This window comes from Gymnodinialimonas sp. 57CJ19, from assembly GCF_038396845.1.
Taxonomy (GTDB): domain Bacteria; phylum Pseudomonadota; class Alphaproteobacteria; order Rhodobacterales; family Rhodobacteraceae; genus Gymnodinialimonas.
The window spans coordinates 2,036,402-2,049,222 of sequence record NZ_CP151587.1 but is presented as its reverse complement, the minus strand read 5'-3'; the positions used below and the strand labels follow the sequence as shown (position 1 = coordinate 2,049,222).

The window sequence follows — 12,821 nt, the reverse complement described above, 5'->3', positions numbered from 1 at the left end:
ACGCGATCGCCCACCGGCTCCCTGCTTCATCTTGGCAAATACAACTCAAGAACCGGCCCCCGCCATACGCTCCAACGCCGGATAGCGCGTGCCCAAACTCACACCCCGCGCCGCGAACGATACCAACAAGGCCGCCCAGACGCCGTGATTTCCCAGCCATGGGATCAATACCGCCGCCGCCGCCACATAGATGACCGCGCTCACAATCATCATGTTGCGCATATCGCGTCCCTGTGCGGCGCCAATGAAGACCCCGTCCAGCATCCAGGCCGCGCAGCCGGCCACCGGGGCAAGCACCATCCACGGCAGATACGACCGCGCCGCCGCCTGCACCTCTGGGTCCTTGGCCAGCAGATCAATCAACCACGGCCCCCCCAACCAAAACGCCACACCAAGGGCCACGCATGTGCCCAATCCCCAAACCGACGTCATCGCAGCCGAGCGGCGCAGACGCCCCCGATCTCCGCGCCCAAAGGCCCTTGCGATCAAGGTTTCTGCGGCAAAGGCGAAGCCGTCCATGGCGTGCGCGGTCAGGTAGAGGAACTGGATCAACACCTCATTGGCCGCCAATGTGACCTCTCCAAACTGGGCGCCCAGAAACGTGAACGAGGTGAACATCGCCACCAACAGCGCCGAGCGGATCAGGATATCCACGTTCAACAACGCCATCTTGATCAGGCGCACCCGGTCAAACACCCGGGGCCAATCGCGCCATGCGGGCCGTGCAAATGCATTGCGGCAAAACCACAGGCCCACGCCCGCGCCGATGATCTCGGCAATCGCCGTGGACAGGGCCACGCCCTCCACGCCCCAGCCAAAGCCCAGGACAAACAGGAAATTCAGCGCGATGTTGATGCTGTTCATGATCAACTGCACCGCAAAGACCGCCCCGGTGCGCTCTTGCGCAACCAACCAGCCCGTCAGCGCATAGACCGAAATCGCAAAGGGCGCGGTCCAGATACGAATGAACAGATACTGTCGGGCCAGCGCCTCGACCTCGGGCGTCGTGGGCTCCCACGAAAACGCGGCGAAGACGATTATCGGATAAGCCGCGATCAGCACCAGCCCCCCGCCCCCGGCGACAATCAGCGCGCGCGTCAAGATCGCCGAAACCTCGGCCAGATCCCCCGCCCCCTCGGCCTGTCCCACCAAGCCGACGGTGCCCATGCGCAGAAAGCCAAAGATCCAGAACACGCTGGTCAGGATGATCGCACCGATGCCCACGGCCCCAATCGGGGCCGCGTCGCCCATCTGCCCCACAACGCCCACATCCACGATCCCCAACAGCGGCACCGTTGCGTTGGACACCACGATTGGCAGAGCGATCTTCAGGATCCGCTTGTGGGTCAGAGGTTGCGGCGGGGTGCTGGCAGCGGCTGGCGTGGTCATCGGCCCCTAACCTGTCCCGCTATCCTTGCTGGCAGGCATCAGGAAATGTCCCGTCGCCTGGGCAAACAGCTTCTGGCGATTGTCCTGCCACGCCTCCACATGAACGCTGGCATAGCGCCGCCCCGATCGGTTGACCGTCGCGCGCGCGTAGGCATCGCGTGGCAGACCCGCGCGCAGGTAATCTACGGTAAAATCAATCGTCTTGGGCATACCGGGCAAGGTCTCGGGCGTCAGGCTGTCGGCATCCAATCGCCCTGTCTCGATCTCGTCCCACAACAGATGAAACCCCAACTCCACGATTGCCGTGACCTCCAGGAACGAGGCCGTGGCCCCCCCGTGGATCGCCGGCAACAACTGGTTTCCAATCAACTTGTCCTGGTAATTCAGAACGGCCGTCAATTCATCTCCGCGACGATCAAAGCTGATCCCCATGGTCGAGATATACGGCACCCCCGACACCAACGCCGCAAGGGCGCGGTCTCGGCGTTCTTTGACGACGTGAACGGGTTCCGGGCGGGGTCGAGCCATATCCTTATCCCCCCGCCATGGTAAATGCGCCGGTGGCCGAGGCCACGGGGCGGCTTGCGTCACCGTCAAAGGCCTCGGCCCGGACGAACGCCACGGACCGCGTGACATTATAGCAATGGGCGCGGGCGGTGATCCGGTCTCCGGGGGTGGCGGGACGCATATAGTCGATGCGCAAATCCAAGGTCGCCGTGGCCGCTTTGGTCCGCGGGTGGCACATCACCGCAGCACCGCCGCAGGTATCCATCAGGGCCGACACCGCGCCGCCATGGATCACGCCTGTCGCCGGATCGCCAACGATCTCCGGTGAATAGGGCATCGAAATCACCGCCGTGCCGTCGGCCATTTCTTCCATCTTCATCTGCAAAGCCTTGGCAAATGGCATCGTCTCAATGAACTGCCGCACCAGATTGGCCCTGTCGCCTGCTGTAAACTCGTTCGCCATGGGCCCCTCTTGCGTTACATCCCTTAGATGTCGCGCTCTGCCTGTTGGGACGCAAGGGGTTTTACTTAACAACCCGCGCAACTCGCGGCATACTGGCGCCGGAAACTGGAAGGAACGGATGATCATGGCCGAGGATCGGCTCAATTTTAAAGAGATGTGCGCAAGGTTCGAGGTCACGCCCCGGACGTTGCGTCACTATGAGTATATTGAACTCCTCTCGCCCGAGCGTGAAGGACGCGCAAGGTTTTATGGCCCCCGTGAGGTCGCCCGAATGACCCTGATCCTGCGCGGGCGTCGGTTTGGGTTCTCCCTCGAAGAAATTCGCCAATGGCTGGAAATCTACGACCGCGGTGAAGGCTGGGAAGGCCAGCGCGATGTCTGGATCGCCAAGGCGGACCGTCAGCTGGAAGAGCTCAACGCCCGCCGCGCCGAGCTGGATGAAATCATTTCCGAGCTAAAATCCCTGCGCGACGCCTCTGTCTCGATCTAGGCGCGCTCAACTAACTCCCCCACTTATGTCGACCAAGATGTGCCGTGACACGTCTGAGCATAGCCAATTCGGCATATGCGCTACCCGGTCAGCGCATAGCTATAGTGTTTGGCATTGCCCTCCGGTCATTAACCTTTAGGTCCCCTCTAGGTAGTCTGCACCCCAGTGAATGCACCGCATTCAACCATAAAAGAACAGCACAGAGCGTGCTTTTGAGCTGAGCGAAAATTGCTCGGGACGTAGGGGCAACTTAGTTAACCTTTCGTAAGCCTCGGAGTGACGCAACGTCCGAGTTACGTAAACGTCACCCATCCTTGTAGACTATGCCCATGACTCGCACATGGGGTATTGAATGTAATGTTTGATCTTAGTGAGACCGACACAATGACAACCGAAACCATGACCATCCGCGAGATGTGTGATGCCTATGACGTCACGCCTCGTACCCTGCGCTTCTACGAGTCCAAGGAATTGCTCCACCCCATCCGGGAAGGTCAGCGCCGCCTCTTTACCCGTCGCGACCGTGCCCGCCTGAAATTGATCCTGCGCGGCAAGCGCTTTGGGTTCTCGCTGGAAGAGATCCGGCAGCTGCTGGACCTCTACACCGTAGACGATAGCCAACAAACGCAGCTTGTCAGCACGCTTTCCATTGCCCGAGCCCGCCTTGCCGACATGGAGAAACAACGCGCCGAACTTGATGAAGCCATCGACGAGCTGCGCAACCAGATGACGTTGGTGACGGAAATGCTGACCAGCAAAGAGTCCGCCGCCTGACGCTAAACACCAAGGGAGACACCAATGCCGCGCTACACCGCCCCGACGAAAGACACACAGTTCATTTTGCACGACGTGCTGAACATCTCGGACCTTCAGACCCCCGGCTACGGCGATCTGGACCGGGAATTCACCGGCGCCATCCTTGAAGAAGCCGGCAAGATCTCGTCCGAGGTCCTGACCCCGTTGAACGTGGTGGGCGACACCGAAGGCTGTGTGATGGAAAACGGCGTGGTGCGCACGCCCACAGGCTTCAAGGCGGCGTTTGACCAGATGGCCGAAGGCGGCTGGCCCGGCATCGACATGCCCGAAGAATTCGGCGGCATGGGGCTTCCTTACGTGATGAACACGGCGGTCGGCGAGATGTTCTCTTCCGCCAACATGGCTTTCACCATGTACCAGGGCCTGACCCACGGCGCGGCCTCCGCCATCTTGGTGCACGGCTCTGACGAGCAGAAAGCGAAATACCTGCCCAAGATGGTGACCTGCGAATGGACCGGCACCATGAACCTGACAGAGCCCCACTGCGGCACCGATCTGGGCCTGATGCGCACCAAGGCCGAGCCGCAAGACGACGGCTCCTACAAGATCACTGGCCAGAAGATCTTCATCTCCGCCGGTGAACACGACATGTCCGACAACATCATTCACCTGGTGTTGGGCAAGATCGTGGGCGGCCCCGAGGGCATCAAAGGCGTGTCGCTGTTCATCGTGCCGAAGTTCCACGTGAACGAGGACGGCAGCCTGGGCGACCGCAACGGCGTAAGCTGCGGCAAGATCGAAGAAAAGATGGGCATCCACGGCAATTCGACCTGCGTGATGAACTATGACGAGGCCACCGGCTACCTTCTGGGCGAAGAGCACAAAGGCATGCGCGCGATGTTCACGATGATGAACGAAGCCCGTCTGGGCGTCGGCATGCAGGGCTTGGCCCAGGCCGAGGCCGCCTACCAGAACGCGCTCGACTACGCCAAGGACCGTCTGCAGGGCCGCGCCGTCACCGGCGCCGAGAACCCCGACGGCCCCGCCGATCCGCTGATCGTCCACCCCGATATCCGTCGCAACCTGATGGAGCAGAAAAGCTTCGCCGAAGCGGGCCGCGCTTTCCTTCTCTGGGGCTCGACGCTGATCGACGCCGCCCACCGCTCTGAAGACAAGGACGCCGACGGCCTGATCTCGCTACTCACGCCGGTGATCAAGGGCTTCCTGACGGACAAGGGTTTCGACATGACCGTGCAGGCCCAGCAGGTCTACGGCGGCCACGGCTATATCGAGGAATGGGGCATGTCCCAATTCGCCCGAGACGCCCGTATCGCAATGATCTACGAGGGCGCCAACGGTGTCCAAGCGCTGGACCTCGTAGGCCGCAAGCTGGCGCAAGACGGCGGCAAGCACGTCATGGCGTTCTTCGATCTGGTCAAGGGCTTCTGCAAGGACAACGCAGACGTCGACGGCTTGGAAGACTTCATCGCGCCGCTGAAAGCCGCCTCCAAAGACCTGCAAGCGGCGGGCATGTACTTCATGCAGGAAGGCATGAAGAACCCCAACAACGCGCTGTCCGGCTCCACCGACTTCATGCACCTCTTCGGCCACACCTGCCTGGGCCTGATGTGGGGCATGATGGCAAAAGCGTCGCTCAAGGCGCTAGCCGATGGCACCTCGGACCCGGTCTTCCACGAGACCAAGCTGGCCACCGGGCGGTTCTACATGACCCGCACTCTGCCGATGACAGCAACCCACCTGGCCCGCATTCAAGCGGGCGGAGATGCGGTGATGGCGCTGGACGCGGCCAACTTCTAAGCGGCATAGTCGAGGCGCGCCCTTCCTCAGGGCGCGCCTTGGATCAGAAAGGGACACCATGCCGAAACGCCTACGTCTGACACGCCGCACAAATATCGCGATGACCGAAGACGGCTACCGCAAATTGCGCGGCCTCTCAAAGGAGGCGGGCTTGGATGAGGGAGAGTTCCTGTCCTTTGTGTTCGAAAACTGGGGCAGCGTCCTTAACGACGAGAAATTCATCGCCCGGATCAGGATCTTCAACTCTGAGCTGGAAGACAGAAAACGCTAACGAAAGCGCCCTTGGCGCAGGGAGGATTCGATATTTTTGAAAAGATGAAGCAGGGCCGAAGTACGCCGTGTCGAACCGAGTGTTCCCCAAAGTTCTGCAGCACTCGACTCACGCAAACATGCGGGGGGCGCTTCACTGAACGACACGACGCCTTCACCTTTTACGGTCATCGGCTTCGCAGCCTGTTCCGCAACCCCACTTTGGCGCTTCAGCGTTAACGAAGCGTTACGGGCCCCTTCATCTTTTCAAAAATATCGCACGGGGGCGTGATCTTTCCCTTGGGAAAGGTCACATTTGGGGGTGTGAAACCCCCAAAGCCGCTTGAAACAACGCGCGACGCTTGGGAGGCGCATGCAATGACCAACGTTCTTTACTGCTTCGGCGAAAGCGGCAACGCTTACAAGGCGGCGCTGGCTTTGGAGCTGGCCGGCATCCCTTGGCAGCCGCGCCATGTTGATTTCTTCAACGGCGAGGCCCGCAGCCCAGAGTTTCGCGCCATCAACCCCATGGGGGAAATCCCCGTCCTCGATACCGGGGACGAGATCATGACCCAATCGGGCGTGATCCAGCATTGGGTCATGGAGACCACGGGCAAACTTACCGGCGATACGCCGCGCAACGTCCTGCGCTGGACGATCTTTGACAACCAGAAGGTCTCGGGCATTGCCGGGCCTCTGCGGTTCTTGATGAATTTCCTTCCCGAGGAAAAGCGCAACGCCGATGTCATTGCTTTCCATGTGGGTCGCCTGAAAGCGGCCCTGAAGGTCCTTGAGGGCGAGCTGTCCCAACGTGACTGGCTGGCAGGCGACGCGATCAGCTGCGCCGACATCAGCTGTGCCGGATACCTCTTTTACGACGAGCCGTTCTCCTTCACCCGCGCGGACTATCCAGCCATTGACGCTTGGCTCACGCGGATCAGTGACACGCCGGGCTGGAAGCATCCCTATGACCTGATGGAGCCTGCGTTCCCGGCATGACCCAATTCGCCCCCCCATTCCCCCTAGTATCTCCTCGCGCGGCTTGGCAGTGTTCCCGGAAACAACCACGGGACGCTTGGCCATGGTCAGTAAACTCGCCCTTGGGGCAATCTGGGGGTATCAGCGGTATATTTCTCCGTACAAGGGATTTCGCTGTGCCCACTCCGTGCTGCACGGCGGTACGGGCTGTTCCGGCCATGCCAAGCACGCGATCCGCGACAGCGGGCTTTGGGGCGCGATCCCGGCGATCCGGCAACGGTCCCGAGACTGCCGTTTGGCGTCCGAAACCCTGCGCGCCAATTGTGCCGTTCATGCAGATCGGGCGGACGAGCATGCCCGCCCACCGCGCCGGGGCCGCAAGGGTAAACGCCGCGAAAGCCGTGCAGGGCGCTGGGTCGACAACGCTTGCGACTGCACCGAGGTTGGCTGGTGCTTCTTCGCCCTGCCCGCCTTCTGCGTGGCTGGGTCAGCCGATGCGCAACCGACGCCCGACAAGGTTGGCACCCCTGTTGAAGGAGGCGCCGATGGATGCGGCGGAGTCGATTGCTCACCGCCATCTTGCGATGGTGGATGCGGCGGGTGTGATTGCACCCCCTCTTGCGGCTGATGGGGCAACCGCTGTCTTGACCGGAGCCTGCGCTCAACCGCCCCTCGCAGCTACGATCATCGTGTCCCTCCGGGAGGTGCATCGATGACGTCCGCTCGGCTCAACATTGGCTCTTGCTTGGGCGCAGTCACCAATGGCGCGGTGCCATTGGCCGTGCAGAAGGCGCTCGGCGCGGTGTCGATCGCATTGCGCGGCAGGCCGCCCACTGCCGCGCTAACCCCCAATGCTTCGGGCGGGTTCCCTGCCATCGGCCAAACCCAGAGCGCCAAGACCGTTCCACTGTATTCCCGCACATCCCCGTTTCTGAACGGGATTACCATCGCCGCCGCTGTCGCCCTTTGGGGCGATCATGCCGGCCTTACCGACTTGAATTGAAGGATCATCCCATGACCGACGCCTATATTTACGATGCCATCCGTACCCCACGCGGCAAAGGTCGCCGCGACGGCGCCCTACACGAGGTCACCTCGGCGCGGCTCTCTGCGTTTACGCTGAACACCCTCAAGGAACGCAATGGGCTTGAAGGCCACGCCGTCGAAGACGTGATCTGGGGCAACGTCACCCAGGTGATGGAGCAAGGCGGCTGCCTCGCGCGCGCCGCGGTGCTGGCTTCGGACCTGGATGAGAGTATCCCCGGCCTCGCCATCAACCGCTTTTGCGCGTCGGGTCTGGAGGCGGTGAACCTCGCCGCCAACCAGATCAAGGGCGGCGCCGGTGACGGCTATATCGCAGGCGGGGTCGAGATGATGGGCCGCGTCGCCATGGGCAGCGATGGTGCCGCCATGGCCGTCGATCCGCAACTTGCCATGGGCAGTTACTTCGTGCCGCAGGGGATTTCTGCCGACATTATCGCGACGGAATACGGCTTCACCCGCGATCAGGTCGATGAATATTCGGTCGAAAGCCAGCGCCGCGCCAAGGCGGCCTGGGACGCGGGCCATTTCGACAAGTCGGTGATCACGGTGCGCGATCAAAACGGCCTGACGATCCTTGATAAAGACGAATACTTGCGCCCTCAGACGGATATGCAGTCCCTCGGCTCGCTCAAGCCCGCGTTCAAGGACATGGGCGAGACAATGCCCGGTTTCGATGCGGTAGCCTTGATGAAGTACCCCCATCTGGAGGCGATCAACCACATCCACCACGCCGGCAATTCCTCGGGCATCGTTGACGGTTCCGCGGCGATCCTGGTCGGCAACAAGGAGTTTGGCGAGAAGTGGGGCCTCAAGCCCCGCGCCCGTATCCGTGCCAACGCCAAGATCGGCACCGATCCCACCATCAACCTCACCGGTCCCGTGCCCGTGACCACCAAGATCCTGATGGAAAATGGCATGAACATCAACGACATCGACCTGTTCGAGGTCAACGAAGCCTTCGCCGCTGTCGTCCTGCGCTTCTTGCAGGCCTTCGATGTGGACCATGCAAAGGTCAACGTGAACGGCGGTGCCATTGCCATGGGCCACCCTCTGGGGGCGACCGGGGCGATGATCCTTGGCACGCTGCTTGATGAGATGGAGCGTGCGGACAAGGAAACCGGCTTGGCCACGCTGTGCGTTGCGGCGGGTATGGGGTCCGCCACTATTCTGGAACGGGTATAATCTGGGAGAGCCCCCCTGACGGCCCCTGAACACCACTTTTTCCAAGAAACGAGCGATGCAATGCCCCTTGATCCGCCAGACCTGATGCGCGACCCGCACCTGATTTATCAGGACTGGCTGGATTGTACCTCTGCTGCCTTGATGGCGGACGACGTCGCGGGTTTCGTGGATCACGTTGCCCTGCCCTTCATCTTTCGCACGGGTACGGACGAAACGGTTCTGGAGACGGACGAAGACCTGCGCGGCGATGTCTCAAGCGTCGTGCAGGCTCTGAAATCCCAGCAAGTGACCCACTACATCCGCCTTGTGAAACAAGCGCGTTACCTGGATGAAACCACGATCGAGGGCTGGCACACGACCCATGTGCTGCGCAATGCCACGTCGGTAATACCCGCCTACGGCAACCGGTTGATCCTGCGTTTGTTGGATGGAGGCTGGAAGGTAACGGAAGCCGATCATGAACTGACCGGCAGCCGTTTTCCCCTGTCGCTTCTGCGGTCCGATCCGGGCTGTTTTGAAGAAAGATGGGCAGACGCAAAGTCCAATATCCGTGGTTACCAGACACGGGCCGAGCCGATTTATCAGGTGTTCCTCAATTCCTTGGACGGCGTCGTGAACTCTCCAAGTTTTGAGGGCTGGTGTGACCTGTTCACCTTCCCTTTCTCCGCCCATTTCTTCGCCACCGATCACACCGTGGCGGCCCCCCAGGATGGACGTGCGTTCTTCGACCTGATCGTGACCCAGTTGAACAACTTTGGCTCCGCGCGGATGCGCCGAAGCGCGCGTTATGCCGAATTCCTCTCGGAGGATCGGATACTTGGCTACCACCACACCACCATTACCAAAGACGATGACATCGTCTTTGGCCCGATAAAAAGCCGCATGATGCTGACGTTCGCGGACGGTCAGTGGAAATGCAGCTCTGTCACCAACTCACTGTCGCATGAGACGCCCTCCGATCCGACCGTCAAGGTCACGGACAAACTGCCGACCATGCGAGAAATTCAGAAAAGGATGCGCAAATGAGCGACTTTACCATGGAAATTGGCGCCGATGGCGTTGCCGTTATTACTTGGGATGTGCCCGGCAAGTCGATGAACGTGTTGGCGCGTGAGGCGTTCGACACCTGCGAGCAACTGGTCGATCAGGCGCTCGCCGATGACGCCGTCAAGGGCATCGTCATCACGTCGGGCAAGTCCACCTTCGCGGGTGGCATGGACCTCAACGTGCTGGCCACGATCCGGGCCGAGTCCGGTGACAACCCCGCCGAGGGCCTGTTCAACTTCACGATGAACGGCCACCGCATCCTGCGCAAGATCGAACGCGCGGGCATGGAGCCCAAGACCAACAAGGGCGGCAAGCCCATCGCCTGCGCCATCCCCGGCACCTGTGCCGGCATCGGCACCGAAATCGCGCTTGCCTGTCACCACCGCGTCATGGCCGACAACCCCAAGGCCAAGATCGGCCTGCCGGAAATCCTTCTAGGCCTGTTCCCCGGCGCGGGCGGCACCACCCGCTATTCCCGCATGGTCGGTGCCATGGCCGCAGCCCCCGTCCTGCTGGAAGGGCGGATGCTGGACCCGAAGAAAGCCAAATCCGCGCAGCTGATCGACAATGTCGTCCCGGCCGAAGACCTGTTGCAGGCCGCCAAGGATTGGGTGCTAAACGCCTCCCCCGCCGACATCGTCAAACCCTGGGACGCCAAGGGCTACAAGATGCCCGGCGGTGCGCCCTACCACCCCGCGGGCTTCATGACCTTCGTGGGCGCCAGTGCGATGATCCACGGCAAGACCAAGGGCGTCTACCCGGCGGCCAAGGCGCTGTTGTCCTCTATCTATGAAGGCGCTCTGGTGGATTTCGACACCGCCCTGAAGATCGAGGCGCGGTACTTCACCGAAATCCTGATGCACCCGTCGTCTTCGGCGATGATCCGGTCCCTGTTCATCAACAAGGAAGCGCTGGAGAAGGGCGCAAACCGCCCCGATGTGCCGGACCAGACGGTGAAGAAGGTCGGCATCCTTGGCGCTGGCATGATGGGCGCGGGCATTGCCTATGTCTCCGCTCTGGCCGGGATCGAAGTTGTGCTGATCGACGCGGCGCAGGAAAGCGCCGACAAGGGCAAGGCCCACGCGGAAGGCATCCTCGACAAGGGCATGAAGCGCGGCAAGGTGACGGAAGAGAAGAAGGCAAAGGTGCTCGGCCAGATCACCGCCACCACCGACTACGACGCGCTCAAGGGCTGTGACCTGATCGTGGAAGCGGTGTTCGAAGACCCCAAGGTCAAGGCCGAGGTGACGCAGAAGGCCGAGGCCGCGATGCTGGAAGACGGCATCTTCGCCACCAACACCTCCACCCTGCCCATCACCATGCTCGCCAAAGCCTCCGCGCGGGCAGAACAGTTCATCGGCATCCACTTCTTCTCGCCCGTCGATAAGATGGCGCTGGTGGAGATCATCAAGGGCAAGCAAACCGGTGACGTGGCCGTGGCCAAGGCGCTCGATTTCGTGCGCCAGATCCGCAAGACGCCCATCGTGGTCAATGATGAGCGTTTCTTCTACGCCAACCGCTGCATCCTGCCTTACGTCAACGAAGGCGTGCGGATGTTGCAGGAAGGGGTGGAGCCCGCCCTGATCGAAAATGCCGCCAAGCTGGTCGGCATGCCTCTGGGGCCGCTTCAGCTGACCGACGAGACCTCGATTGATCTCGGTGCCAAGATTGCCCGGGCAACCAAGGCAGGTGATCCGAACTATGACGACGCCACGGATGAGCTGATCTTCTGGATGGAAGAAGAAGGCCGTCTGGGCCGCAAGGCCAACGCGGGCTTCTACAGCTACGACGAAAAGGGCAAGCGCACCGGTCTTTGGGACGGTCTGCGCGAACGCTACGACGTGAAGGACGAACAGCCCGAGTTGACCGACGTGCAGCACCGCCTGCTGTTCGCGCAGGTTCTGGAAGCCGTCCGCGCGTTGGAGGCAGGCGTTTTGATGGACATCCGCGAAGGCGACGTCGGCGCCATTCTGGGCTGGGGCTTCGCGCCTTGGTCCGGGGGTCCGTTCTCGTGGCTCGACATCCTCGGCACGCCCTACGCCGCCGAGCGGTGTGACCAGTTGACGGCAGCGTATGGCGAGCGCTTCGAATGCCCAGCGCTGCTGCGCGAAATGGCCGAGAAGGGTCAAAGCTTCTATGGCCGCTTCGGCGAAGGTGTGGACAGCAAGGCCGCCTGAGGGGCGCGCCCGTCAAACGAAAGGGCCGGGCCTGCAATCAGGCCCGGCCCTTTCTTGTATAACAATGCGAAACCGTTTGGTTTCAGGCACTTACGGCCCTGCTCACGCTTGAGCAGGCTCAGAACCGGTAAGCAGCCCCGATGCCGATCGACGTGGCCGACATATCCGATCCCGAAAAGTCGTTCAGGATCGTGCGGGTCACATCGGCGCCCACCATGATCTCTTCCGTCAGCATGTAGTCTGCACCGAAAGCGAAGTACGACCCAAACTCGGAACGCCGCTGGTTCGAAGTATCGGTCATGATCGCAAAAGTCTGCCCGACCCCGCCGGTGACCAGCACCGGCCCCAGGTCATAGCCCAACTCGATCCCCGCCCGCAGCAGCGTGTCCAAGGTCGGGTCCGGCATCGCAGAAGGCGTCAATTCCGTAACGCCCACATTGCCGAACTGCGCCCCAAAGGTCGCCCCCATGACCACATCGCCCAGATCGAAGCGATAGCCACCGGCGGCCCCAAACATCAGGCCACTGCCACTGTTGGTCTCGGTGCCGCTTGTCGTCTCGATCGAGACGTTAGCGTTCTCAAGTTGAGCACCGGCGTAAAAGCCGGTCCAGTCTGTGGTTTGCGCGCTTACGGGGGCAGAGACTCCCACCATAGCCACGCACGCGATTGCGCGGAGATACTGCATACTTGCCTCATGTGATTTGTTGTTTTTTGATTGTGG

At 61.4% G+C, this 12,821-nt stretch carries 14 protein-coding genes; 10 read left to right on the top strand and 4 right to left on the bottom strand.

The genetic code is table 11. The annotated features are described in order from the left end of the window. Positions 1 to 45 precede the first annotated feature (45 nt). Genes AADW23_RS10035 through AADW23_RS10025 form a run of 3 tightly spaced genes read right to left on the bottom strand, consistent with a single transcriptional unit; the run spans position 46 to position 2,359 of the window. Complete coding sequence (locus AADW23_RS10035; protein ID WP_341860803.1) at positions 46 to 1,389, bottom strand: MATE family efflux transporter; 1,344 nt, start codon at positions 1,387 to 1,389, stop codon at positions 46 to 48. A gap of 6 nt (positions 1,390 to 1,395) precedes the next feature. After that, a complete protein-coding gene (locus AADW23_RS10030; protein ID WP_341860802.1) occupies positions 1,396 to 1,917 on the bottom strand; it encodes a PaaI family thioesterase in 522 nt (173 codons plus the stop codon). 4 nt (positions 1,918 to 1,921) lie between these two features. Beyond that, positions 1,922 to 2,359, bottom strand: a complete 438-nt coding sequence (locus AADW23_RS10025) for a PaaI family thioesterase (protein ID WP_341860801.1) — start codon at positions 2,357 to 2,359, stop codon at positions 1,922 to 1,924. A gap of 124 nt (positions 2,360 to 2,483) precedes the next feature. Between AADW23_RS10025 and AADW23_RS10020 the strand changes: the two genes are divergently transcribed. The 10 genes from AADW23_RS10020 (at position 2,484) to AADW23_RS09975 (ending at position 12,100) form a co-directional block, all read left to right on the top strand. Further along, complete coding sequence (locus AADW23_RS10020; RefSeq protein WP_341860800.1) at positions 2,484 to 2,849, top strand: MerR family DNA-binding transcriptional regulator; 366 nt, start codon at positions 2,484 to 2,486, stop codon at positions 2,847 to 2,849. Positions 2,850 to 3,233: 384 nt separating this feature from the next. After that, a complete protein-coding gene (locus AADW23_RS10015) occupies positions 3,234 to 3,623 on the top strand; it encodes a MerR family DNA-binding transcriptional regulator (RefSeq protein ID WP_341864316.1) in 390 nt (129 codons plus the stop codon). A gap of 24 nt (positions 3,624 to 3,647) precedes the next feature. After that, positions 3,648 to 5,423 carry an acyl-CoA dehydrogenase C-terminal domain-containing protein gene (locus tag AADW23_RS10010; RefSeq protein WP_341860799.1) on the top strand — a complete coding sequence of 592 codons (1,776 nt, stop codon included), beginning with the start codon at positions 3,648 to 3,650 and terminating at the stop codon, positions 5,421 to 5,423. A 58-nt stretch (positions 5,424 to 5,481) separates the two neighbouring features. After that, a complete protein-coding gene (locus AADW23_RS10005; RefSeq protein ID WP_341860798.1) occupies positions 5,482 to 5,694 on the top strand; it encodes a hypothetical protein in 213 nt (70 codons plus the stop codon). 356 nt (positions 5,695 to 6,050) lie between these two features. Next, positions 6,051 to 6,671, top strand: a complete 621-nt coding sequence (locus tag AADW23_RS10000) for a glutathione S-transferase (RefSeq protein WP_341860797.1) — start codon at positions 6,051 to 6,053, stop codon at positions 6,669 to 6,671. A gap of 82 nt (positions 6,672 to 6,753) precedes the next feature. Next, positions 6,754 to 7,278 (top strand): membrane protein insertion efficiency factor YidD, encoded by a 525-nt coding sequence (yidD, locus tag AADW23_RS09995; RefSeq protein WP_341860796.1) that lies wholly within the window; start codon positions 6,754 to 6,756, stop codon positions 7,276 to 7,278. An 84-nt stretch (positions 7,279 to 7,362) separates the two neighbouring features. Then, positions 7,363 to 7,653, top strand: coding sequence for a hypothetical protein (locus tag AADW23_RS09990; protein ID WP_341860795.1), 291 nt, complete (start codon positions 7,363 to 7,365; stop codon positions 7,651 to 7,653). An 11-nt stretch (positions 7,654 to 7,664) separates the two neighbouring features. Further along, the gene (locus tag AADW23_RS09985; RefSeq protein WP_341860794.1) at positions 7,665 to 8,876 is read left to right on the top strand and encodes an acetyl-CoA C-acetyltransferase; all 1,212 of its coding nucleotides are present in this window, start codon (positions 7,665 to 7,667) and stop codon (positions 8,874 to 8,876) included. Positions 8,877 to 8,936: 60 nt separating this feature from the next. Continuing rightward, complete coding sequence (locus tag AADW23_RS09980) at positions 8,937 to 9,902, top strand: hypothetical protein (RefSeq protein ID WP_341860793.1); 966 nt, start codon at positions 8,937 to 8,939, stop codon at positions 9,900 to 9,902. Further along, positions 9,899 to 12,100, top strand: a complete 2,202-nt coding sequence (locus tag AADW23_RS09975; RefSeq protein WP_341860792.1) for a 3-hydroxyacyl-CoA dehydrogenase NAD-binding domain-containing protein — start codon at positions 9,899 to 9,901, stop codon at positions 12,098 to 12,100. The genes AADW23_RS09980 and AADW23_RS09975 overlap by 4 nt, the downstream gene beginning before the upstream one ends. A 118-nt stretch (positions 12,101 to 12,218) precedes the next feature. On the opposite strand, the gene AADW23_RS09970 is transcribed toward AADW23_RS09975, so the two are convergent. Further along, entirely contained in the window at positions 12,219 to 12,785 is a 567-nt protein-coding gene (locus AADW23_RS09970) for a porin family protein (RefSeq protein ID WP_341860791.1), read from the bottom strand. Positions 12,786 to 12,821 lie beyond the last annotated feature (36 nt).

Bases quoted from the DNA above. Each gene is read 5' to 3' on its own strand.
- AADW23_RS10035 (WP_341860803.1), bottom strand. From the start codon at position 1,389: ATGACCACGCCAGCCGCTGCCAGCACCCCGCCGCAACCTCTGACCCAC.
- AADW23_RS10030 (WP_341860802.1), bottom strand. From the start codon at position 1,917: ATGGCTCGACCCCGCCCGGAACCCGTTCACGTCGTCAAAGAACGCCGA.
- AADW23_RS10025 (WP_341860801.1), bottom strand. From the start codon at position 2,359: ATGGCGAACGAGTTTACAGCAGGCGACAGGGCCAATCTGGTGCGGCAG.
- AADW23_RS10020 (WP_341860800.1), top strand. From the start codon at position 2,484: ATGGCCGAGGATCGGCTCAATTTTAAAGAGATGTGCGCAAGGTTCGAG.
- AADW23_RS10015 (WP_341864316.1), top strand. From the start codon at position 3,234: ATGACAACCGAAACCATGACCATCCGCGAGATGTGTGATGCCTATGAC.
- AADW23_RS10010 (WP_341860799.1), top strand. From the start codon at position 3,648: ATGCCGCGCTACACCGCCCCGACGAAAGACACACAGTTCATTTTGCAC.
- AADW23_RS10005 (WP_341860798.1), top strand. From the start codon at position 5,482: ATGCCGAAACGCCTACGTCTGACACGCCGCACAAATATCGCGATGACC.
- AADW23_RS10000 (WP_341860797.1), top strand. From the start codon at position 6,051: ATGACCAACGTTCTTTACTGCTTCGGCGAAAGCGGCAACGCTTACAAG.
- yidD (WP_341860796.1), top strand. From the start codon at position 6,754: ATGGTCAGTAAACTCGCCCTTGGGGCAATCTGGGGGTATCAGCGGTAT.
- AADW23_RS09990 (WP_341860795.1), top strand. From the start codon at position 7,363: ATGACGTCCGCTCGGCTCAACATTGGCTCTTGCTTGGGCGCAGTCACC.
- AADW23_RS09985 (WP_341860794.1), top strand. From the start codon at position 7,665: ATGACCGACGCCTATATTTACGATGCCATCCGTACCCCACGCGGCAAA.
- AADW23_RS09980 (WP_341860793.1), top strand. From the start codon at position 8,937: ATGCCCCTTGATCCGCCAGACCTGATGCGCGACCCGCACCTGATTTAT.
- AADW23_RS09975 (WP_341860792.1), top strand. From the start codon at position 9,899: ATGAGCGACTTTACCATGGAAATTGGCGCCGATGGCGTTGCCGTTATT.
- AADW23_RS09970 (WP_341860791.1), bottom strand. From the start codon at position 12,785: ATGCAGTATCTCCGCGCAATCGCGTGCGTGGCTATGGTGGGAGTCTCT.